This is a genomic window from Companilactobacillus musae (assembly GCF_003967595.1).
Lineage (GTDB): Bacteria > Bacillota > Bacilli > Lactobacillales > Lactobacillaceae > Companilactobacillus > Companilactobacillus musae.
This window is the reverse complement of record NZ_BIFW01000011.1, coordinates 44,527-66,259: the sequence shown is the minus strand read 5'-3', so window position 1 is coordinate 66,259 and position 21,733 is coordinate 44,527. Positions and strand designations below refer to the sequence as shown.

18 protein-coding genes and 1 tRNA gene are annotated in these 21,733 nt (G+C 35.9%); 14 read left to right on the top strand and 5 right to left on the bottom strand.

Features of this window, described 5'->3' with window-relative positions:
* The first annotated feature begins 170 nt into the window (after window positions 1-170).
* From pcrA to LAB100_RS10800, 10 genes are all read left to right on the top strand, one after another.
* Entirely contained in the window at window positions 171-2,399 is a 2,229-nt protein-coding gene (gene pcrA, locus LAB100_RS10845; protein WP_119327138.1) for a DNA helicase PcrA, read from the top strand.
* Window positions 2,400-2,410: 11 nt separating this feature from the next.
* Window positions 2,411-4,429 carry an NAD-dependent DNA ligase LigA gene (gene ligA, locus LAB100_RS10840; protein ID WP_119327048.1) on the top strand — a complete coding sequence of 673 codons (2,019 nt, stop codon included), beginning with the start codon at window positions 2,411-2,413 and terminating at the stop codon, window positions 4,427-4,429.
* Window positions 4,430-4,439: 10 nt separating this feature from the next.
* Window positions 4,440-5,573 (top strand): CamS family sex pheromone protein, encoded by a 1,134-nt coding sequence (locus LAB100_RS10835; protein ID WP_119327047.1) that lies wholly within the window; start codon window positions 4,440-4,442, stop codon window positions 5,571-5,573.
* A 12-nt stretch (window positions 5,574-5,585) separates the two neighbouring features.
* Window positions 5,586-5,885 carry an Asp-tRNA(Asn)/Glu-tRNA(Gln) amidotransferase subunit GatC gene (gene gatC / locus LAB100_RS10830; protein ID WP_119327046.1) on the top strand — a complete coding sequence of 100 codons (300 nt, stop codon included), beginning with the start codon at window positions 5,586-5,588 and terminating at the stop codon, window positions 5,883-5,885.
* Window positions 5,885-7,342: an Asp-tRNA(Asn)/Glu-tRNA(Gln) amidotransferase subunit GatA gene (gatA, locus tag LAB100_RS10825; RefSeq protein WP_119327045.1), complete on the top strand. Its 1,458-nt coding sequence runs from the start codon at window positions 5,885-5,887 to the stop codon at window positions 7,340-7,342. Before gatC ends, gatA begins: the two co-directional genes overlap by 1 nt.
* Window positions 7,342-8,772 (top strand): Asp-tRNA(Asn)/Glu-tRNA(Gln) amidotransferase subunit GatB, encoded by a 1,431-nt coding sequence (gatB, locus tag LAB100_RS10820; RefSeq protein WP_119327044.1) that lies wholly within the window; start codon window positions 7,342-7,344, stop codon window positions 8,770-8,772. The genes gatA and gatB overlap by 1 nt, the downstream gene beginning before the upstream one ends.
* A gap of 12 nt (window positions 8,773-8,784) precedes the next feature.
* Window positions 8,785-9,789, top strand: coding sequence for a diacylglycerol kinase (locus tag LAB100_RS10815; protein ID WP_119327043.1), 1,005 nt, complete (start codon window positions 8,785-8,787; stop codon window positions 9,787-9,789).
* Between the two features lie 577 nt (window positions 9,790-10,366).
* Window positions 10,367-11,725, top strand: a complete 1,359-nt coding sequence (gene rlmD, locus LAB100_RS10810; RefSeq protein ID WP_119327042.1) for a 23S rRNA (uracil(1939)-C(5))-methyltransferase RlmD — start codon at window positions 10,367-10,369, stop codon at window positions 11,723-11,725.
* A gap of 94 nt (window positions 11,726-11,819) precedes the next feature.
* A complete protein-coding gene (locus LAB100_RS10805; RefSeq protein ID WP_119327041.1) occupies window positions 11,820-12,095 on the top strand; it encodes a DUF2089 family protein in 276 nt (91 codons plus the stop codon).
* On the top strand, window positions 12,088-12,378 hold the full coding sequence (locus LAB100_RS10800) for a hypothetical protein (RefSeq protein ID WP_119327040.1): 291 nt from the start codon (window positions 12,088-12,090) through the stop codon (window positions 12,376-12,378). Before LAB100_RS10805 ends, LAB100_RS10800 begins: the two co-directional genes overlap by 8 nt.
* A 163-nt stretch (window positions 12,379-12,541) precedes the next feature.
* Here LAB100_RS10800 and LAB100_RS10795 read toward each other — a convergent pair whose 3' ends face one another.
* The 3 genes from LAB100_RS10795 to LAB100_RS10785 all read right to left on the bottom strand — a co-directional run bounded on the left by LAB100_RS10795 (window position 12,542) and on the right by LAB100_RS10785 (window position 16,167).
* Window positions 12,542-13,432, bottom strand: a complete 891-nt coding sequence (locus LAB100_RS10795; RefSeq protein WP_119327039.1) for an alpha/beta hydrolase — start codon at window positions 13,430-13,432, stop codon at window positions 12,542-12,544.
* Window positions 13,432-14,757, bottom strand: a complete 1,326-nt coding sequence (locus tag LAB100_RS10790; protein ID WP_119327038.1) for a PTS transporter subunit EIIC — start codon at window positions 14,755-14,757, stop codon at window positions 13,432-13,434. Before LAB100_RS10790 ends, LAB100_RS10795 begins: the two co-directional genes overlap by 1 nt.
* A 69-nt stretch (window positions 14,758-14,826) precedes the next feature.
* A complete protein-coding gene (locus LAB100_RS10785) occupies window positions 14,827-16,167 on the bottom strand; it encodes an APC family permease (protein ID WP_119327037.1) in 1,341 nt (446 codons plus the stop codon).
* Between the two features lie 123 nt (window positions 16,168-16,290).
* Between LAB100_RS10785 and LAB100_RS10780 the strand changes: the two genes are divergently transcribed.
* The 4 genes from LAB100_RS10780 (at window position 16,291) to LAB100_RS10765 (ending at window position 19,930) form a co-directional block, all read left to right on the top strand.
* Window positions 16,291-17,286 carry a Gfo/Idh/MocA family protein gene (locus LAB100_RS10780; RefSeq protein WP_119327036.1) on the top strand — a complete coding sequence of 332 codons (996 nt, stop codon included), beginning with the start codon at window positions 16,291-16,293 and terminating at the stop codon, window positions 17,284-17,286.
* Window position 17,287: 1 nt separating this feature from the next.
* Entirely contained in the window at window positions 17,288-18,505 is a 1,218-nt protein-coding gene (locus tag LAB100_RS10775; protein WP_119327035.1) for a DEAD/DEAH box helicase, read from the top strand.
* Window positions 18,506-18,775: 270 nt separating this feature from the next.
* Window positions 18,776-18,849 (top strand) — tRNA-Arg (locus LAB100_RS10770).
* A gap of 574 nt (window positions 18,850-19,423) precedes the next feature.
* Window positions 19,424-19,930: an acyl-CoA thioesterase gene (locus LAB100_RS10765; protein WP_119327034.1), complete on the top strand. Its 507-nt coding sequence runs from the start codon at window positions 19,424-19,426 to the stop codon at window positions 19,928-19,930.
* A gap of 158 nt (window positions 19,931-20,088) precedes the next feature.
* On the opposite strand, the gene LAB100_RS10760 is transcribed toward LAB100_RS10765, so the two are convergent.
* Both LAB100_RS10760 and LAB100_RS10755 read right to left on the bottom strand, forming a co-directional pair.
* Window positions 20,089-21,255, bottom strand: coding sequence for an MFS transporter (locus tag LAB100_RS10760; protein WP_119327033.1), 1,167 nt, complete (start codon window positions 21,253-21,255; stop codon window positions 20,089-20,091).
* 39 nt (window positions 21,256-21,294) lie between these two features.
* Window positions 21,295-21,729: a MarR family transcriptional regulator gene (locus tag LAB100_RS10755; RefSeq protein ID WP_119327032.1), complete on the bottom strand. Its 435-nt coding sequence runs from the start codon at window positions 21,727-21,729 to the stop codon at window positions 21,295-21,297.
* Window positions 21,730-21,733: the final 4 nt, after the last annotated feature.

Here is a 21,733-nt window from a genome sequence, read left to right as displayed (position 1 = left end):
TCAAATTCGTGCCCACCACGTTCCAGCGTCCACAGAGCTTTCATGGACGACGGCATCCTTCAAACTATTAGTTAATTCTAGTTGTAACCAAACTTGAGTAAGAGCCCTATTTTAAGTACAACTAAATTTTTTACACAAGGATTTGAGGGATTTTTAAATTGGACGATACTATGTTAAAGGGTCTTAACCCTGAACAACAGAATGCAGTGAAAGCTACTGAAGGACCACTTTTGATCATGGCGGGTGCCGGCTCTGGTAAAACCCGTGTCTTGACTCATCGTGTGGCCTATTTAATTGAAGAAAAAAATATCATGCCTTGGCATGTTTTGGCAATTACTTTTACGAATAAGGCTGCCAAAGAAATGAAAGAAAGAATTGGAAAATTACTCGATGAATCTGCCAATGATGTTTGGGTTTCAACTTTCCACTCTCTTTGTGTAAGAATTTTGAGAAGAGATATTGATAAGATGGGTAAGCCTAAAACTTTTACGATTGCCGATCCTAGTGAACAAAGAACTTTGATGAAACAAATTCTTAATAAGATGAATCTTGATCCTAAGCGTTATGATCCTCGAGCTATTTTGGGAACTATCAGTAATGCCAAGAATGAACTACAAACACCAGCTGAATATGCTCAAAGTGCTGCCTCACCTTATGAACAAACAGTAGCAAGTGTTTACGATGCTTATGCTAAAGAGATGGGTCGTAATAACTCACTTGATTTTGATGATTTGATCATGCAAACCAGTGAATTGTTCGATCAATGTCCAGATGTTCTTGAAAAGTATCAAGAGAAATTTCAATATATCCATGTTGATGAATATCAGGATACTAACGAAGCTCAATATAAGTTAGTTAAACAATTAGGTGCTAAATATCGTAATGTTTGTGTTGTTGGTGATGCGGATCAAAGTATTTATGGTTGGCGTGGTGCTAATATTCAAAATATTATGAATTTTGAAAAAGATTATCCAGAGGCTACAACAATTAAGTTGGAACAGAATTATCGTTCAACTAAAACCATTTTGAAAGCGGCCAATGAAGTTATTAATAATAATGATAATCGTAAACCTAAGGATCTTTGGACTGATAACGATGAAGGAGATAAGATCAAATTTTATCGTGGCCAAAATGAATCAGATGAAGCTTTGTATGTCATTGATCAAGTTAAGAACTTGTTGTTAAAGGGTTATAGCTATGGTGATTTTGCAGTTCTTTATCGAACAAATGCTCAATCACGTACCTTTGAAGAGAAACTTATGCAAGCTAATATGCCATACAAGATTATTGGTGGGCATAAGTTCTACGATCGTAAGGAAATCAAGGATATTTTGGCTTATCTACGTTTGATTGCTAACCACGATGATTCAATGAGTTTTCAACGAGTTATCAACAGTCCCAAACGTGGGATTGGTCCTGGAACAATTGAAAAATTACAAAATTATGCTGACGAACATGGTTGGTCATTGTTAGAAGCAGCTGAAAATATCGAATTATCACCGTTAGCAGCACGTCCACGTAAGACAATTGGTGGTTTTGCTAAAGTTATTGATAACTTGACTAAGCTAGCTGAAGATCAATCAATGACTATTTTAATGGATCACTTATTGGAAGATTCAGGTTATGTTGAAGATTTAAAACAACAAAATAATTTGGAATCACAAGCACGTGTGGAAAATATCGAAGAACTTTTGACAGTTACAACTCAATTTGATCAAGGATATGAACCAGATCCTGAGATCGACGAAACACGTTTGACAACTTTCTTAACAGAATTGTCATTAGTCAGTGATCAAGATGATATTGAAGAAGATCAACAAGAAATTACGTTGATGACCTTGCATGCTGCTAAGGGATTGGAATTTCCAGTTGTCTTCTTGGTTGGAATGGAAGAAGGAATTTTCCCATTGGGTCGAGCATCACTTAAAGAAGACGACATGGAAGAAGAACGTCGTTTAGCCTACGTTGGAATTACTCGTGCTGAAAAGCATCTTTATTTAACTAATGCAGTTAGTCGAATGCTTTATGGTCGAGTTCAGAATAATCCTACCTCTCGATTTGTTGAAGAAATTAAAGATGACGCAATTGATCGTGTCAATAGCAACGCTGGTAATGTTGGTGGTGTACGTGAACGTGATCTACCATTCAGTCGTCGCCGTCGTAATGCTGCAACCACTGCTACATTCAAATCACCAACTTTAAAAGCCAAAGGTGCATCTGGTGCTGAGAAATTACATTGGAATGTTGGCGACAAAGTTGAGCATAAGAAGTGGGGACAAGGAACTGTTGTCAAAGTTAATGGTGATGGTAAGAATGCCGAGTTAGATGTTGCCTTCAAGAGTGAAGGAGTTAAACGTCTACTTGCTGAGTATGCACCAATAAAAAAAGTTACTGAGTAAGGAGTGAAAGCATGGCTGATTTAACCAAAGAACAAGCTAGTCAAGAGTTAGATAAGATCCGTCCTCAACTGAACGGTTGGCGAGATGCTTACTATACTAAGGATGCTCCTTTAGTTGAAGATAATGTTTATGACAAACTTTATAATCGGTTGTTAGAGTTGGAACAGATGTATCCTGAATTGGTGACACCTGATTCACCATCTCAAGAAGTTGGCGATGAAACGCTGCCAGATTTCAATAAAGTGACCCATGAAATTCCGATGCTTTCAATGGGGGATGTTTTCTCAGAAGAAGAACTAGCCGACTTTAATGAAAGAATCGAAAAAAATGTTGGACATGAAGTAGATTATAATGTTGAATTAAAAATTGATGGTTTATCACTGTCACTTATTTATGAAAATGGTATCTTAGTACAGGGTTCAACTCGAGGAAATGGAACTATTGGTGAAAATGTAACTGAGAATGTTAAAACTATTAAAGATATTCCTCAGAAATTAAGCCGTCCTTTATCATTTGAAGTTCGTGGCGAATGTTTTATGTCTAAAAAAGAATTTTTGCGTCTGAATCAAGAACGTGAGAATGAAGGCCAACAAGTTTTTGCCAATCCTAGAAATGCGGCTGCCGGAAGTCTAAGACAATTAGATCCTAAAATTACTGCTTCAAGAAAACTCGATACGTTCATGTATACGATTGTTACTTTCGATGATTTGAACGTTACTACTCAACATGAAGCCTTGGAAACATTAAAAGAATTAGGGTTTAACGTTAATCCTACAGCTCAAGTTACAACGGGACTTCAGGGTGTTAAAGATTTTATCGAACACTATGGAGAAGTTCGTGATGACTTAGATTATGGAATTGACGGTGTGGTATTAAAAGTCAATGATTTAGCTATTCAACAACAGTTAGGAAATACTGTCAAAGTTCCTCGTTGGGAAATTGCTTATAAATTTCCACCAGAACAGGCAGAGTCAATCGTTCGGGAAATAACTTGGACAATTGGAAGAACTGGAGTTTTAACGCCAACGGCAGTTATGGACCCAGTTAGCTTGGCGGGAACAACTGTTGCTAGAGCGACATTGCACAATGAAGATATGATTCGCCAAAAAGATATTAGGGTTGGCGATACTGTCCTATTGCACAAGGCTGGAGATATTATTCCAGAAGTTTCACAAGTAGTTTTAGATAAACGTCCAGAGGATTCCGTTCCAGCAGAAATACCAACTAATTGTCCATACTGTGGTTCTGAATTGATTCATTTGGAAGATGAAGTAGCGCTTCGTTGCATCAATCCTAAATGTCCAGCTCAAGTTAAAGAACAATTAACACATTTTGCTTCTAGAAATGCAATGAATATTGATGGCTTAGGTCCTAAAATCATTGAACAGTTATATACGAAAGAATTGGTCAAAGATGTTGCTGATATTTATAAATTAACGGCCGATGATTTGGCAACTTTAGACGGATTTAAAGAGAAATCTATCAATAATTTGTTAACTGCAATTGATAACTCTAAAGAAAATTCAGTAGAGAGATTGATTTTTGGTTTAGGAATTCGTCATGTTGGAGCTAAAGCTGGAAGAATCTTAGCAGAACATTTTGGTGATTTAGATCATTTAATGTCAGCTTCTAGGGAAGAAATCCTTGAAGTAAATACTATGGGTGAGATAATTGCAGATAGTATTTCAACTTATTTTGCTAATGATGATGTTAAAAAGTTGATAAATGAACTAAAATCAGTAAATATTAATATGAATTTTATCGGTAGTTCAAATTCTAATGAAACAAATAGTCACTTTACTGATAAAATAATTGTTATAACCGGAACATTACAGAATTATAAACGTTCACAATTGTCAGATATGCTTGAAGATCTCGGTGCTAAAGTGACAAGTTCAGTTACTAAGAAGACTGATATTTTGATTGCTGGTGAAAAAGCTGGTAGTAAATTGACTAAGGCACAACAATTGGGGACACAGATTATTGATGAAGCAACATTGTCTGATTATTTAGACGATGCCAAAGAGTAGGAGAACAGTTTTGAAAAAATTCTTAAAAACTACATCGTTATTGCTAATGTGTTCACTTCTTTTAGCCGCCTGTGGTAATTTACAGGATTCCAGTTTATCGTCTGGTGGTAGCGACTCATCGAAGGGAACTGTCCAGACTGCTGCATCGTCTGACTCTAGCAGTTACGATGTTTTATTAAGTGGTGGGAAATATAAAACTAGTCCTATTTCTGGACTTACTGCTGCTGATAACAGCAACCAATTTAATAGTAGAAGTTTTGAAAGTGGACTAATGAATTTGTCGAAGAAACAGTTTTCAACTAATTCATATGTTTTCCAAGAGGGGCAAGTATTAACTGCTAGCACTGTTACCGATTGGTTAGGAAGAAAATCTAAGAAGAACCCTTCTGGTTTGAATCCCGAGTCAAATGGTTCCACAGCAGCTGATAAACGAACACCAATGTATTTCCAACAAATGCTTGAAGAAGATTATCTTCAAAAACAAGATGGTAAATATAAATTAGCTGGAATGTCGATCGGTATTGCGATGAACAAGATCGATTATTACCAAAAGAAGCAATATGGTGCTACTTATAAGACCACGATTACTGAAGCTGAACAAAAAGAACAAGGGCAAAGAGTTGCTAAAGAAGTAGTCCAACGCTTGCGTAAAAATAGTAAAGTAGGTAATATTCCTATTGTTGTTGGATTATATTCTGTTTCTCCAGCTGATACTTTAGTCGGTGGAACTTATTTCCAATATTCAGTAAGTAAGAGTGGGGAATTAGGTAGTTGGGATGATCTTGGTTATAAAAACCAGATGTTGCCAACAGTTAATGGTGATACAGCCATTAGCAGTAGTGATTCTGATGCCTTTTCTAACTTTAAAGATCACATTCAAAATTACTTCCCTAATCTTTCAGGTGTTACTGCTCAAGCACATTATGATGGCACTAGTTTGAAATCAATGGATATTACAATCAATACCCAATTTGATGGATTAGCTCAAGTAACTAGTTTTACACAGTTTGTTCAACAAAGTGCTACTAAGTATTTGCCATCTGGAGCAGATCTAGATATTAATATTCAAACTGTTGATGAACAGCAAGCCGTTGTAACACGTACAAACGGTAAATTCTATTCACATGTTTATAATGCAGATTAAAAGGAGAAACTTATGATTTCAAAAGATGAAATTTTACATGTTGCCGAATTGGCCAATTTAAAATTCCAAGATAATGAAGTTGATAGTTTTGTTAGTCAATTAGATAAAATTGTTAACATGGAAAGTAAACTATCAAGTGTTGATACAACTGGTATCGAACCAACATACAATATGGGTGACACAAATACTGTCTTCCGTGAAGATAAGGGAATTCATACTCAAACTAGAGAACAAATGCTTGAAAATGTTCCTGAAACTGATAATAACCTTATCAAAGTTCCAACGATTGTTGACAAGGAGGACGATGAATAGTGGATATCAAAAAAGAAACAATTGCTTCTTTGCATAACAAATTAGTTAACAAAGATGTAACTGCCCAAGATTTAGCTACTGATGCACTTGGAAAGATCAATGCTAACGAAGAGAAATTCAATACTTTCATTACTGTGAATGATAAGGCTCCTGAAGCTGCTAAAAAAATCGATGACGAAGGTATTAAGGGACCACTATCTGGTATTCCAATTGCCTTTAAGGATAATATCGTGACTGAAGGAATCAAGACTACTGCCGCAAGTAAAATCTTGTATAACTTCATGCCTGTTTATAGTGCTACTGTCCTAGAAAAGCTTGAAGCTGCCGGTGCAATTGATATCGGTAAGACTAACCTTGATGAATTTGCCATGGGTTCATCTACAGAAACATCACACTTCGGTACAAGTGTTAATCCTTGGGATCTTAGTCGTGTTCCTGGTGGTTCTTCAGGTGGCTCAGCTGCTGCTGTTGCCGCTGGTGAAGTTGTCGCTGCATTAGGTACAGATACTGGTGGTTCAATCAGACAACCTGCTGCTTTCAATGGTATTTTTGGTATCAAACCAACTTATGGTCGTGTATCACGTTGGGGTGTTATTGCCTTTGCTTCAAGTCTTGATCAAGTCGGAGTTCTTTCAAAACGTGTTGAAGATTCAGCTGCTGTTCTTTCAGTTATGGCTGGTCATGATGATCATGATTCAACAAGTTCAAACAAGCCAGTTCCTGATTATCGTGCCGATTTGAACAAAGATATGCATGGCGTAAAGATTGCTGTTCCTAAGGAATTCTGGCATGAAGGTACTCATCCTGAGGTACTTGAAAATGTTAACAAAGCCCTTGATGAATATAAGAAGATGGGTGCAACAGTTGATGAAGTTAGTCTTCCATCATTGAAGCATGCCGTTGAGGTTTACTATGTTTTGGCATCTAGTGAAGCTTCATCTAACCTTCAAAGATATGATGGTGTTAGATATGGTTATCGTGCTAAGGATGTTAAGAACATCAAAGACTTATTTGTTAGATCAAGATCAGAAGGTTTTGGCGATGAAGTAAAACGTCGTATCATGCTTGGTACTTTTGCTCTATCAGCTGGTGCTTATGATGCTTACTTTAAGAAGGCTGCTGAAGTTAGAACTCTCTTCATTAAAGAAATGAACGATGTTCTTAAAGACCATGACTTGATCATGGGACCTTCAACAACAACACCTGCATTCAAGATCGGTGAAAAAGTTGATGACCCATTGGCAATGTACATGAACGATATTTTGACAATTCCTGCTAACTTGGCTGGACTTCCAGCTGCTTCAGTTCCAGCTGGTTTGGCTGACGGTTTACCTGTTGGTCTACAAATTATCGGTCGTCCATTTGATGAACAATCTGTCTTCAATGCTGCTTATGCATTACAAGAAGAAAATAAATTCTATGAAAAAATACCAACTGCACTCAAGGGGGAAGACTAATGAATTTTGAAACAACTATCGGACTAGAAGTCCACGTTGAGTTAAAGACAAAGTCCAAGATGTACAGTCCTTCACCAGTTGCTTATGGTGCTGAATCTAATATCAATACCAATGTTATTGACTTTGGTTTTCCAGGAACATTACCAACTGTAAATAAAAATGGTTATCGTCTTGGTGTGATGGTGGCTTTGGCTTTGAATGCTGAAATTGAACATCATACTCACTTTGACCGTAAGAACTATTTCTACCCTGATAATCCAAAGGCTTACCAAATTACACAACAAGATAAGCCATTGGGTCATGATGGTTATATCGAAATTGAAGTTGATGGCAAAAAGAAGAAGATCGGTGTTGAAGAACTTCACGTCGAAGAAGATGCCGGTAAGAATACCCACGGTAACAATGGTTATTCTTATGTCGATTTAAACCGTCAAGGTACTCCTTTGATTGAAATTGTTTCTAAACCTGATATGCATTCTCCTGAAGAAGCTTATCAATACCTAGAAAATTTGCGTAAGATCGTTCAATTTACTGGTGCTTCTGACGTTAAGATGGAAGAGGGTTCAATGCGTGTTGATACCAATATCTCTATCCGTCCTGTTGGATCAGATACATATGGTACAAAGGTCGAGTTGAAGAACTTGAACTCTTTCAACCACGTTAAATTGGGTCTTGCTTATGAAGAAAAACGTCAAGCTGCTATCTTGAAACAAGGTGGACACATTGGTCAAGAAACAAGACGTTTTGATGAAAAGACTGGCGAAACATTCTTAATGCGTGTTAAATCTGGTGCGGATGATTATCGTTACTTCCCAGAACCTGATTTGCCAGATTATGAAATTTCTCCAGAATGGGTTGCTGAAATTAAGGCTAACTTGCCTGAAACAGCTGCTAAGAGACGTGTTCGTTACATCAACGAATTAGGAATTCCTGAATATGATGCTGGAGTTTTAACAGATACTAAGGAAATGTCTGACTTCTTTGACGAAGCCGTTTCATACAATGCTAATCCAAAACTTGTTTCTAACTGGTTGATGGGTGAAGTTAATGGTTATTTGAACGAAAAGAAGATTGGTTTGCTTGAAACTAAGTTGACACCAGAACATTTGGCTAAGATGATCAACTTGATCTCTGATGGAACAATTTCTTCTAAGATTGCTAAAAAGGTCTTCAAAGAAACTATCAGTAACGGTACAGAACCTGAAGAATGGGTTAAGTCAAAGGGACTTGTCCAAGAATCAGATCCAGCTGTTTTGAAACCAATGATCTTAGAAATCCTTGATAATAACCAACAATCAATCGATGACTTTAAGAATGGTAAAGATCGTGCTGTTGGTTTCTTGGTTGGCCAAATCATGAAACAAACACATGGACAAGCCAACCCTAAGGTTGTTAACAAGATTTTGATGGCAGAGTTAAAGAGTCGTTAGTGAGGGAAAGATATGCGTGCTAGACTTATTTATAATCCAACTTCAGGCCACGAGACCATGAACAGTAATGTTGGAGACATTTTGAATATTATTGAAAAAGCTGGTTATGAGGCTAGTGCTTATCGAACAACACCGAAGAAGAACTCAGCTAAAGACGAAGCCAGACGAGTAGCTAAAGAGGGATTTGAGTTAGTAGTAGCTGCTGGTGGTGATGGTACGATCAATGAAGTTGTTAATGGGATAGCTGATTTAGAAAAACGTCCTGAATTAGCGATCATTCCGGCCGGAACAACCAATGATTATGCTAGAGCTTTGAAGATACCGCGTGATGACGTGGTTGAGGCAGCAAAGGTAATCCTTAAAGGACAAAAATTACCAGTTGATATTGGTCAAGCAGGTGAGAAGTACTTTATCAATATTGCCGGTGGTGGTTCAATGACTGAACTGACTTATGAAGTTCCTTCAGCGTACAAGTCAATTTTGGGATACTTAGCCTACCTAGTTAAGGGTGCCGAAATGTTACCAAGAGTTAGTCCTATTGATATGCACATCGAATATGACGATGGCGTTTTTGACGGCAAAGCCACGATGTTTTTGATTGGTTTGACTAATTCAATTGGTGGTATGGAACAGATTGCTCCTAATTCAGTTATTGGTGATGGAACTTTCTCATTAATTATCGTTAAAGAAACGAATTTAAGAGATTTAGTTCATTTGATTGCTTTAGTACTAAATGGTGGTCGTCATGTTTATAATCCAAAGGTTATTTATACTAAGACCAAGAAGATTTCAGTTCATGCAAATGACAGTAATCGTTTGATGGTTAACCTTGATGGAGAGTATGGTGGGGATGCACCAATGGAATTTACCAATTTGCATAATCATCTTAATATTTATGCAAACGTTGATTCAATTCCGCTTAAAGCTATTAATTCATCAACTCTCAGTGAAAAAGACGCTGGTGAAAAGATTATCGAAGAAGAAAAAAATCTCGATAAAGAAAAAGAAGATAAATAAAAAAGAATTGGGAAGTGGATCAAAATAAGGATTCGTTCTCAGATTTGGTTAAGGATGCCGTCCTCCATAACAAAGAAAATTTGGCTGGAACGTAGTGGGCACGAATTTGAACCAATTGAAGTACACAATTGTTTCAAATCTCGGCCTTCTACTAACCTCACTACGTGAGCTAAGTAGAATTTCACTACTGAGCCAATTTTCTTTGTTATTCCGGACTAGTTAGTGTTTCTATTTGTATGTATATGTATGATTATAATTAATAAGAGTCAAGAACTTTAAAATCCGCAATACTACATTTTTAGTTATCAATATTAGAAGCAAAACTCTAGTCGGGAGCAAAACCTCTGTGGATGCTCAGTGGTGAAATTATTCTTAGCTTGCGTAGCAAGATTAGAATAAGGTCAATCTTGAAGACACTTGGCAGCGCCAAGGGGCTCCAAGTTGTGCCCACCACGTTCCAGCAATCCACAGAGATTTCGCGGACGACGGAAAGCATAAACTGATTCAGTAAGATTAGTTATAACCAAATTTGAAGAGAACCTTTTTGACACTTCTTTTTTCTATGTATAGGTGAAAAATGGAAAAACCAAACTTAAAAAAGAACCAAGAAATAGAATTAAATATTGAGGATTTATCATACGAAGGTAAAGGTGTTGCTAAAGTTGATGATTTTACACTTTTCGTAGATAATGCTCTACCAGGTGAAACTGTTAAGGCAGTGATTACTCGTGTAAATAAGAACTTCGGTTTTGCCAGAACCTTAGATGTTTTAAAGGAATCTCCTGATCGTGTACATGATATTGATGCTATTTACGCTCAAACGGGAATCGCTCCTTTAAGTCATCTGAAGTATGACAAGCAATTGGAATTTAAACACGATCAAGTTGTAACTGACTTTAACAAGATTGGTTTGAAAGATATTACTGTTAACCAAACGCTTGGCATGGAATCACCATTTAACTACCGTAACAAGGCTCAAGTGCCAGTTCGTCAAGTAAATGGTAAGTTGACTACTGGTTTTTATCGTCGTCGCTCACATGATCTTGTACCAATGGAGAATTTCTTGATTCAAGATACTAAGATTGATGAAGAAATTATTCGTGTACGTGATATCTTACGTAAATACAATGTCCGTGGATTTGATGAACAAAATCAAAAGGGCCAAATCAGAACTATTATGGTTCGTCGTGCCTACTTTACCGGTGAAATGATGATTGTCTTGGTTTCAAGAACACCAGATATCTCACATTACAAAGATATTACTAATGAGATTTTGGCTAATCCCGAAGTTAAGTCACTTTATTTAAATATTAATTCTAAGAATACTAATGTTATTTTTGGTCAAAAGATGACATTACTTGGCGGTAAAAAATATATTGATGATAAGATTTTAGGTCATACTTATAGAATTTCACCAAGATCTTTCTATCAAGTTAACCCAGTTCAGACACAAAACCTTTATCAATTGGCAATCGACAAGGCCGAATTGACTGGCAAAGAAAATGTTGTTGATGCTTATTCAGGTATTGGTACAATCGGTATTTCTTTGGCTGATAAAGCTAAACATGTCACAGGTATTGAAGTTATTGAAGATGCTGTTAAAGATGCTGACCAAAATGCCAAGTTAAACAATATTACTAATGCTGATTTCGTTGTTGGTAAGACTGAAGATGTCTTGAACGAGTGGGCTAAGAATGATGTTTCCGTTGATGTTTTGATGGTTGATCCTCCACGTAAAGGATTGGCAAGTTCTTTGATTGATTCATTGAAGAATATCAAACCAGAAAAGATCGTTTATATCAGTTGTAATCCCGCTACTTTAGCAAGAGATTTATCATTGTTAAGCGATACATATGAAATTGGTGATGTTACACCAGTTGATATGTTCCCAATGACAAATCATATTGAATCTGTTACACAACTTAAATTGAAGTAATAAAAAAGATATTCACTTTTGTGAATATCTTTTTTTATTTTTACTTTAATAATGTTAAACTAAAGTAAATAAAGTTAAAGAAAGGAGCAATGAATTGAATTGGTTTATTAGTTTGGAACCGGAGGAACAAGAATTTATAAAGAGATTCATTCTAGCTTCTGGTTCTTTAAAAAAATTAGCAAAAGATTATGGAGTAAGTTATCCGACTGTTCGATTAAGGGTTGATAAATTGATAGATCGGATAAAACTTTCAGATCAAAATAAAGATACATTTGAAGTATCAGTCATGCAAATGGTACTGGATAAGGAACTAGAGTTTGATGTAGCAAAAAAAATAATCGAAAAGTATGAGGAAAATAAACATGAATAGCTTAATATTCGTCGTAATTGTGGTTGTTTTAATAGCTTTTCAGTCATTTACAGGTTATATTCAAAATAAATACCTTGGTGCAATCTTACCGGTTGTTTTTTCTTTGTTAGTATTATATTTTATTTTCTCTGGAAATATGGAATGGAATTATAGAGATATATTTATGCCCGTTATTGGATTAGCAGCTTTTATTGGTTTGTATCATTCCGGTAGTGATTTTAAGAATAAAAAAATTCACCAAGAAATGGACAAGATGAGAGCAAAAGATAAGATGAATCAATAAAAAATTGACATTGGAGATTTTTAATTCCATGTAATTAAATGTAGTCAGATAATAAAAATAGCGTCTATTAAAAGTTTCAGTTACATACACTGAGAAACTTCTTAATAGGCGCTGTTCTTGTTTTATGTCTAGAATTAAACAACTAACGATTAGCAAATACATTTTACTGTCGAGGTTTAGGAACTTTTTTATTAGTTTTACTACGACCAGGATTATTGACCCCATTGCCAACAATGTATTGATGGAAAATAGTAATAAATTGATTGCTATCGATCATATCCGAATGTTGAGCTTTGGAACCGGTCAAAGTTATGAGGGTGTAATGCTTGATATGACCTTCGTAAATATACTTACCAGCATCAACACTACCTAATGGTACGATGCCATCGTCAGTATAAAGCTGTGTTCCGGCAATGGAATAGTAGGTTAGGTCTTCAGGAATCTTATCACGATTCTTAACAAGTTCGTGTAGCATTTGAGTTCGATTGGAAGTATTTTTTTCCTCGAAATTATAAGGTGTACCGACAGTTAACATTTGATTAATACTGATAGTAGAATCGTCAAAATAATTCTCTAAGAAGTAGGTCCAAATCAAACCACCATTGGAATGACCAAAGGCGTTGAAACTGTTGAAACGATACCTTGCTTTAAGTTTATTGAAGGCGAGGTTAAACCATGCTGCCTGTTTTTTTATGTTAGCATAGCCATCATTATTATTTTCAAAACCGACGACGATAAAGGGACGGTCATCATTAGGACGGATACTACCTGTATAAGTGATTTTGTCATTAGTGTGCACAGTCATTTTCAAAAGACTATGATGTTCGCCATATTGCCGGTTAACTGTTTTGACTAAATCATCAAAACGATTGGCTGAGGCACTACTGCCGGGAATCATAATAACTGGCGACATAGGTGAATTATAGCGACCGGCTAAGGTAGTAACGTTACGTCTGGTCCAAATATAAGACGGTATTCCTAAGAGAATGAAGATAATGATAAGGGCTACTAGATATTTGAAATTCTTATTTTTTCTTAAATTGCTAAATTTCATCAGTGGTCACCTTCTTCAAGACCTAGATTGTCCAATAGTTTCACTTTGGCGGCCATTTTAACAAAAGGTATATAAATGTACGTTGAGATGATTATTGCCAGGACAGAGAAGAACAGAGCTTGCCAGCTGCCGTTAGTGGCAATGAAGGCTATTAGTGGTCCTGGGGTACCGATTGGAACAGGATAGACGCTTGGTGGCATGAGGTGCAAGGCAATTGCTAAAGCAGCCATTAACATGTTAGCAATTGGAGCAAGAATAAATGGAATTAAGAAAATGACATTAAATAAAATTGGAATTCCGGTCATAATTCCGCTACTGATATTGAAAATACTTGGAATCATTGCCCAACGTGCAACGGTTTGGAAATCCTTATCATGAGAAACAATTAGAATCGCAATTATTAATCCTAAAACTGCTCCTGTCCCGCCAAAAGTAGCGAAAGCGTGATAGAGTGTAGAACTAGTAAAGGGGTTAGGGGCATTCCAAGCGGTATGTTTTTGTAGGGCATAATTCAAATTGACGGTTGAGAGGATATCCATTTTTTCAACACCTAAAGCGGAATAAGTTCCCGACCAGCCAAAGAAGGACATGACAAGTGTATAAATGGCAAAAACCAAAGTTTTTAATAATTGAGCCCAACTATTCTGAGAAGTATATTCAGTTGCTAAAGAATTAATAAAGTTACCTGGTGCTTCAGAATAGTAAGTAATATTGATCAGAGTACTAAAAATAATCGCAATTAACAGGGAGAAAACGATTGGTTTTAAGGAAATAAATGCCCGTTCGATGACACTAGTAGTGGCTTTGTCTTCTAAGTTTGGTGCTGGTCGACTTGTTTTTTTGAAAAGCCAGCCAATAAACATGCCCAAAATAATGGCAAACAGTAATCCTTTCATACCGAGAATTTGTGTGTGGAAGGAAACCGGCTGAATTTTTGAATAAGCATAGTCGACAATTAATAATGAGCTGATTCCAGTAATTCCAGCTAATTGATCGTCACGATGATAATATTTAGCAGTATATTTGGCCGCACCAAAAATAGCAATAACAGAAACCCAGCCAAGTGACAAGTCGTATAAACCATTGGTGATATTGTCGATTTGCCGATAAATAAAATCATTATTCAGGGTAGGAAAAATATCAGTTAAGAATCCCTCTTTTCCTAAGATGACTGTTTGGATAATCTTAATAAAACTACCAAATAAAGCAAACGGAAAGATCAGTAATAAAGTACGCTGAATGATTCGATAAATTAAGAGCTTTTGGATCTTTAAAGTTCCCCGAACCAATTTTTCCTCGAGCTTATTTTTGAATTGAACTTTCATGAAAACACCTGCAATTCATTTCATAATTGTACCCACCAAAATTATAACCTCCAACAAAAAAAGCCGCCATTAAAGCGACCTTTTTTTATTGTGATAATGAATGTAGTAAATTGGAAGCCCCAATAAGGTTATTCCAATTCCCATAAATGCCAAATCAGGTTGGCGCAGAAGAGTCGAGATGATGATATAAGCTCCACCTGCTAAAGCAATAAGTGGTGGCAATGGATAAAAGTTTATCTTGTAAGGACGCTCCAATTCGGGTTCATTTCGTCTAAGAATAAAGACCCCGATGAACATCATCATGGAGAAAATCCACATTACGAAAACTAACATATCGGTTAGATAGTCAAAGCTTCCCATGAAGATCATGGCAATGGCGATAATTGTTTGAATTAAACCGGCATTTGCTGGTACGCGAGTATTTTTAGTTAGCTTAGAGAAGAATTTAGAGAAGACGATTTCATCATCAACTCCAAGAACGTAGCTTACACGAGGACCAGTCATTGTATAGCCGTTGACAGAGCCAAAGACTGATATCAGAATACCGATCGTAACGATTTTTCCGCCGATATCACCAAAAATTTTGATTGCGGCTTCAGAAGCAGTGTTTTGATTTCCAGGGATTAGATGAAATGGTAATGCTTTGATGAAAACAAAACTGATCAAAACATAAATTAAAGTTATGAAAAATAATCCAACGATAATTGATTTTGCTAAATCTTTTTCAGGCTTTTTCATTTCGCCGGCCAAGTTACCAACGTTCATCCAACCATCAAAAGCAAACATAGTAGCTAATAAACCACCGCCAAGTGATGACCAGAAATTACTGTGACTACCAGAAGTAACGGGAAAAATTGTAACTGGATGTGCTGATGGTGTAAAAATACCAACTACGATAATCAAAATGATTGGAATAAGTTTAGCAATTAGTGAGATAGATTGAATTCTTCCACCAACTTTAGCCCCTAATAGATTAACAAGATAGAGAAAAACTGCTAAAGATATTGCAATAGGAATCTGCCAGTTGCCAGAAATATTGCATAGATTCATGACTTGTGTTGCAAAAATAATTGATAAAGCAGAGATTCCAGCTGGGTAGTAAATAACCGACTGTGCCCAAGCCAATAGGAAGGCTGGAACTTTTCCATAGATATACTCAATATATTTATAGATACCTCCGGCTACTGGCAAGGCAGACGCCAACTCAGCGACAGTTAAACCAGCGTTGATGGTTATAAATCCAGCTAGAAGCCATACAATAATGGTTAAGCTAGATGAGCCAGTGGCAGCTGTAACACTGGAGATCTTGAAGAAGACTCCCCCTCCAATGACCAGTCCCATGACTGTTGATAGTGCTGAGAAGAAACCAAGATCTCTTTTCAGACTAAATTTATCTGTTTCGTCGTTCATAAAGCAAAAATACTCCCCTCAATGGTATAAAATAAAATTATATACCATAATGATAGGATTCGAATATTTTTTTGTTGGTAATTACGCTTACATATAAGTAAAATTAAAGTCAGAGGTGATTTTATGATTAGTTTAGGAATAATAGGAACAAATTGGATCACAGAACAATTCGTTAAAGCAACTGATGAAACGAAAACTTTTGCTTTAACCCATGTATATTCACGTACCGAGGAAAAGGCTCAAAGTTTTATTGAGGACCTAGGTAAAAAGGATATCAGTATTAGTACTGATTTAGAAGATTTCTTCAAGGAAGATTTTGATACAGTTTATATTGCATCACCCAATGCCTTGCACTTTAGTCAAGCAAAACTAGCAATTGAAAATGGCAAGAATGTGATTGTTGAAAAACCAAGTACATCAACTATTGAAGAATTTGCCGTTTTGGATAAATTAGCTCATGAAAAGCGTGTTTATTTATTTGAGGCTGCTAGACATATTCACGAGCCAATATTCAAGAAAATTCAAATGATTGTTGAAAAACATCAAAACGAATTGAGTGGGGCAACTTTCTCATATATGAAATATTCTAGTCGTTATGACGCCTATAAAGATGGCAAGAATCCTAATGTCTTTACAACCAAGTTCTCTGGTGGAGCTCTATATGACTTAGGTGTTTATACGGTTTATGATGCTGTTGTTTTATTTGGACAACCGGATAAAGTTTCTTATAACGCTGAATTTTTGGCATCAGGAGTTGATGGTAGCGGTAGTTTAACTTTGAAGTATCCTAATTTCGACGTTAATATTATTATTGGAAAAACTAAGAATTCATACATGTCTTCAGAAATCTATTTTGGCAGAGATACTTTGTTACTAGATAATGGTGGCGATATTAATCATTTGGATTGGGCTGACGATAACAAGAATATTACTGATGTTCCAGCTAACAAGAGTGAAAACCCAATGGATTCCGAGGCTAGTGAGTTTGCTAGAATTATGAATGAGAATGATACAACTTCTTATGATAAACTGTTAAAATACGCTAGAATAGTAAACAAGGTTCTAGAACAAGCAAGAACAAGTGCTGGACTTGTTTTTGACGCAGATGAGGAAAAATAAATTGGAAATACCAAAATTATATCAAGATTATTTTAAACAAAACCAATTTGAAACTTTAACCAAGATTCAAGATGCCGTTTATATGCCTTTTAAAGAAGGTAAGGATTTAGTAGCAATGGCACCAACTGGATCAGGTAAGACTTTAGGTTTTGTCATGCCAATGTTAGAAACTTTAGTTCCTAAGGATGGTTTACAAGTATTGATACTTGAACCTTCTCAAGAATTGGCAATGCAGGTAAGAGATGTTATTCAACCGTTAGCTAAATTGGTTGATTGTAAGGTCCAAGCTTTGACTGGTGGGGCTAATCCCACTCGCCAATTGAAGAAATTAAAAGAAAAGCCTGAGATTATCGTGGCAACTTTGGGACGTTTGAATGAATTAATGGAAGCTCGCAAAGTTAAACTAGGTAAGATCAATATCGTTATCGTTGACGAAGCCGACGAGATGTTGAACGAAAGCAAGTTAGAGAGCGTTCGTAGTACTATTTCTCAAATGCCTGCTGATGTACAAATGACGTTCTTCTCCGCTACTGGAAATGATATTTTCCAAGAAATGCATAAGTGGTTTGGAAAAGATTTCTTAGTAATCGACCAACGTAACGATACAAGCTATACTGCCGGAATCAAGCATTACTTTGTTGATGCCAACAATGAGTTTGTTAAAAACGCTATATTGCGTGAATTGGCTCATAATAAGAAGTTCTTGGGAATCGTCTTCTTCGGTAACTCACGTTCATTGCATAAAGTAATCAGTGACATGAATCACGATAAGACTAACTTTGTGGCTTTAGACAGTAAAATGTCATCACAGCAGCGCAAAACGGCGTTACAGTTGTTCTCAAATAAGAAAGTTAATTTGTTATTAACGACCGATGTAGCAGCGCGTGGAATGGATATTAGTGATGTTAATATGATTGTTAACTATATGATGCCACGTGATAACAATGAGTATGTTCACCGTTCTGGCCGTACTGGACGTATGGGCAAGAGTGGTAACGTGATTACTTTTGGTAATAACCATGATATGCGAAATCTTCAAGATATGGTTGATGTAGAAATTACAAAGACTTATGTTGATCATGAAGGTAAACTTTCTAAGAAACCGGTCTTTGATAAGAAGAAGCGTCCGGTTAATAAGAGTAGCAAACCTGCTGTTAAACCTAAGAAACGTTTACGTGATCAAAAGAATAAAGGAAAACGTAATTTTAATAAGAAATAGATGCCGTCTCCGCAACAAAGAAAACTGGGCTGGAACGTAGTGGGCACGACTTGGAGCCTTTTGGCTTTGCCAACAGTTTTCAAGTTCGGCCTTCTATTAACCTCATTTCGTGAGCTAAGTAGAATTTCACTACTGAGCCCATTTTCTTTTTTGCTACGAGTGTATCCGTAAAGATGTTTATTAAAAGTGTAATAAATCAAAGACTTCATTACATCATTAATCAATTTAGTATTTACACACTTTTTGCGTTAAAATAAAAAGTGTGTTTATGGTCCCTTGGCCCAGTTGGATAGAGCAACTGCCTCCTAAGCAGTAGGTCCCCGGTTCGATTCCGGGAGGGATCATTTTAACTATATCCTCAAATATTTCACAAAGCCCACAAAAGCTTATATAAGAGCTTTTGTGGGCTTTTTGTGTGTCATATTATCGTTATGACTAGTTATTTTTTTGACACATTCGTGGAACTCTTTTGGAACACAGAAATACTACTTTTATCATAATAATCCCTTATTTTATTTGTTAATTATAAGATATAAGATTCCTAGAGGTAATAGGGTAATAATTAACCATTGATACCATTTTGTAGGTCTATTTATTTCTAATGTCATTGTTGTATTTTTTCCATTGTAAGTTTTTTTCATGAGAAATAACTCCTTAGATGTTATGACTTTAGTATACAAGAGCGATTCTTTACAGTCCATCACTGGTGAAACTAGTTATTAGGATTCTTTTCTTGATTGAATAAGAATAATTTTCGCCTTTGGAATATTAATAACTATGAGATATAATTTAGAAATTAACTCTTTGTAGCAATGGATTTATCTTTTATGAGATTCATTGTTCGAATGATAAATGAAATTAATAAGTCGTGATCTTCAGCAAAGCGGCGTTATGATTTTTTAAAATAAGGAGTAGAAAATGGAAACATTAAAATGTACGCAGACATTGTCAATTAGTAATCATCGAGTTTTCTCATCGGATTTAAATGAGCATAATACAGTTTTTGGTGGCAAAACGTTGATGACGATTGACGATAATTCTTCAATTGCAGCGTCACGAGTAGCTCGAATTGAAACTGTCACTGCTTCAATTGATCAGGTTAACTTTATTTTGCCATTTGGTTTGCAAGATTCAATGTGTACCGAATCTTACGTATCAGGAGTAGGTAGTCGTTCAATTGAGGTTTTCACTAAAATCATTGGTGAACATTTGAAAACGGGTAAAAGGTTTTTGGGATTAACCTGTTTTTCTACTTTTGTTGTAACGGATAAAGACATAGTTTTACCGGGAATTGTACCTGATTCTGACGAAGCTGAATATGTTTGTAGCGGATATCATGATCGACAAGCTGAACGGTTAGCTAAGCTGATGCAACAGGAGAAATTTAATCAGAATATTAGTTTGAAATTTCCTTGGCAACAATAACATTTGCTTTTTCACTTTTACTCTCTTGATCGTCAACGTATTAGGGAGTTATCCTAGTAATTTATTTTAAATATAAATTTATCTTAGCAAAACGGTACGACAGATATTGTCGTTTTATCTTTAACAAGGAATTTTTTTAATAAAAAAAGTTATCGAAATTAATCGGTAACTTTTTTATTTACATTATTCAATTTTAAGTTGACTAACAAAGCACAAACAGCAAATACTGCACCACCAAAGCCAACGTAACCTAGGCCAAGATTACCAACGATCATTGAACCTACGGCTGAGCCCAAGGAGATTCCTAAGTTAGAAGAAATTGGATTTAAGGATGAAGCCAATGCCATAGCTTGTGGATAGGATTCTTCAGCAATGTTGAGAAAATGCAGTTGAATTGGGGCATTAACGAGATACATCACGGAACCTACAATTAGGAGATTTACCAAGCCAGCGTATTTATTGCCTAGTGTGAAAGGTAGTAATAGTAAAGTAATAATATCAAAGAGATAAACTTTAGGCATAAATTTCAATCCACCATGTTCAGTGATTTGCCCTGATATTTGATTACTAAATAATGAAGCAATTCCAAAAATTGCTAAGAAGATACTTAAACTATGATTGGAAAATCCTAGTCGACTGTAAAGTGGTTGTAGGTAAGTATAGATAACGTAAATTCCAGCAATTGAGAAAAATGGCAATAAGAAGCCGACATAGATTCTCGAATCTTTCAATAACTTAAATTGGTGTGTCAAAGGGCTACTGGGTTGTTTTAGATCTCTTGGTAATGACAACATTAATAATACCAACGTTATGACGCTAGCAACTGTAATGATCAGGAAGGTAACTCGCCAGTCAAAAATGTTACTGATGGCAGTACTAAATGGTACTCCAAAGACTGATGCAATACTAAAACCTGAAAAAATCCAGGAAACAACGATACCTTGTTTTGATTTAGGAGCAATAACACTAGAAAAAGTCATTGCGATTGAAAGAATAGCTCCAGCAACAGCAGCGGAAATTATTCGTGAAATGATCAGAATTAAGTAATTACTGGCAAAACCACTCAAGGTATTACCAATAATAAAGATAACCGTTAAGCCTACTAAGGTATAGTAGCGATTGAAGTTACCAACTAAAGAGGTGATGATTGGTGTACTGATGGCATAAATCAGACCAAAAGCAGTTACTAAGAGCCCAACGTTAGCGATGGGAACTTGATAAGTCTTAGATATATTTGATAAAACTCCCATGACTAAGAATTCGTTGTTGCCAAGCACAAATGATAATAGAACTAAGATAATAGTTTGGAACTTGTAATTATGCATAATTTTCCCCGAGTTATTTGAACAAAGAAAAAGAATCAATTAAGATTCTTTAGTTGTCGTATTGGTATTTAAAATCATATCCCTTAAATTTTGAAAGTCTGAACTAGCGAATGATTCATCTAGAGATTTATCGACCACTTGAAAGGCTTCCTTAAAGTGTTTGATACCTGAATCAGTGATTTGAAGACAGACTTCCTTTTGATTGTCGTCACTGTGATAGCGCACAATGGGATGACAGTCCTTGTTTTCTAAACGGACCGCCATACGTGAAACAGCCGCGGAACTGAGCTTAAGTGAATCTTTAATTTCTAAAAGGCTGGCTTTAGAATCGTATTGATCATACAGATAATGAAGAAAACTGAATTCAACAGGAGATAAGTCGTATTTGATAAGGACTTTTTCAAGTTTGGTTTGAATATCATTTTCAAAATGTTTCATACTTAACCAAGTACAAAGATTAGAATTAGTATTCATAAAG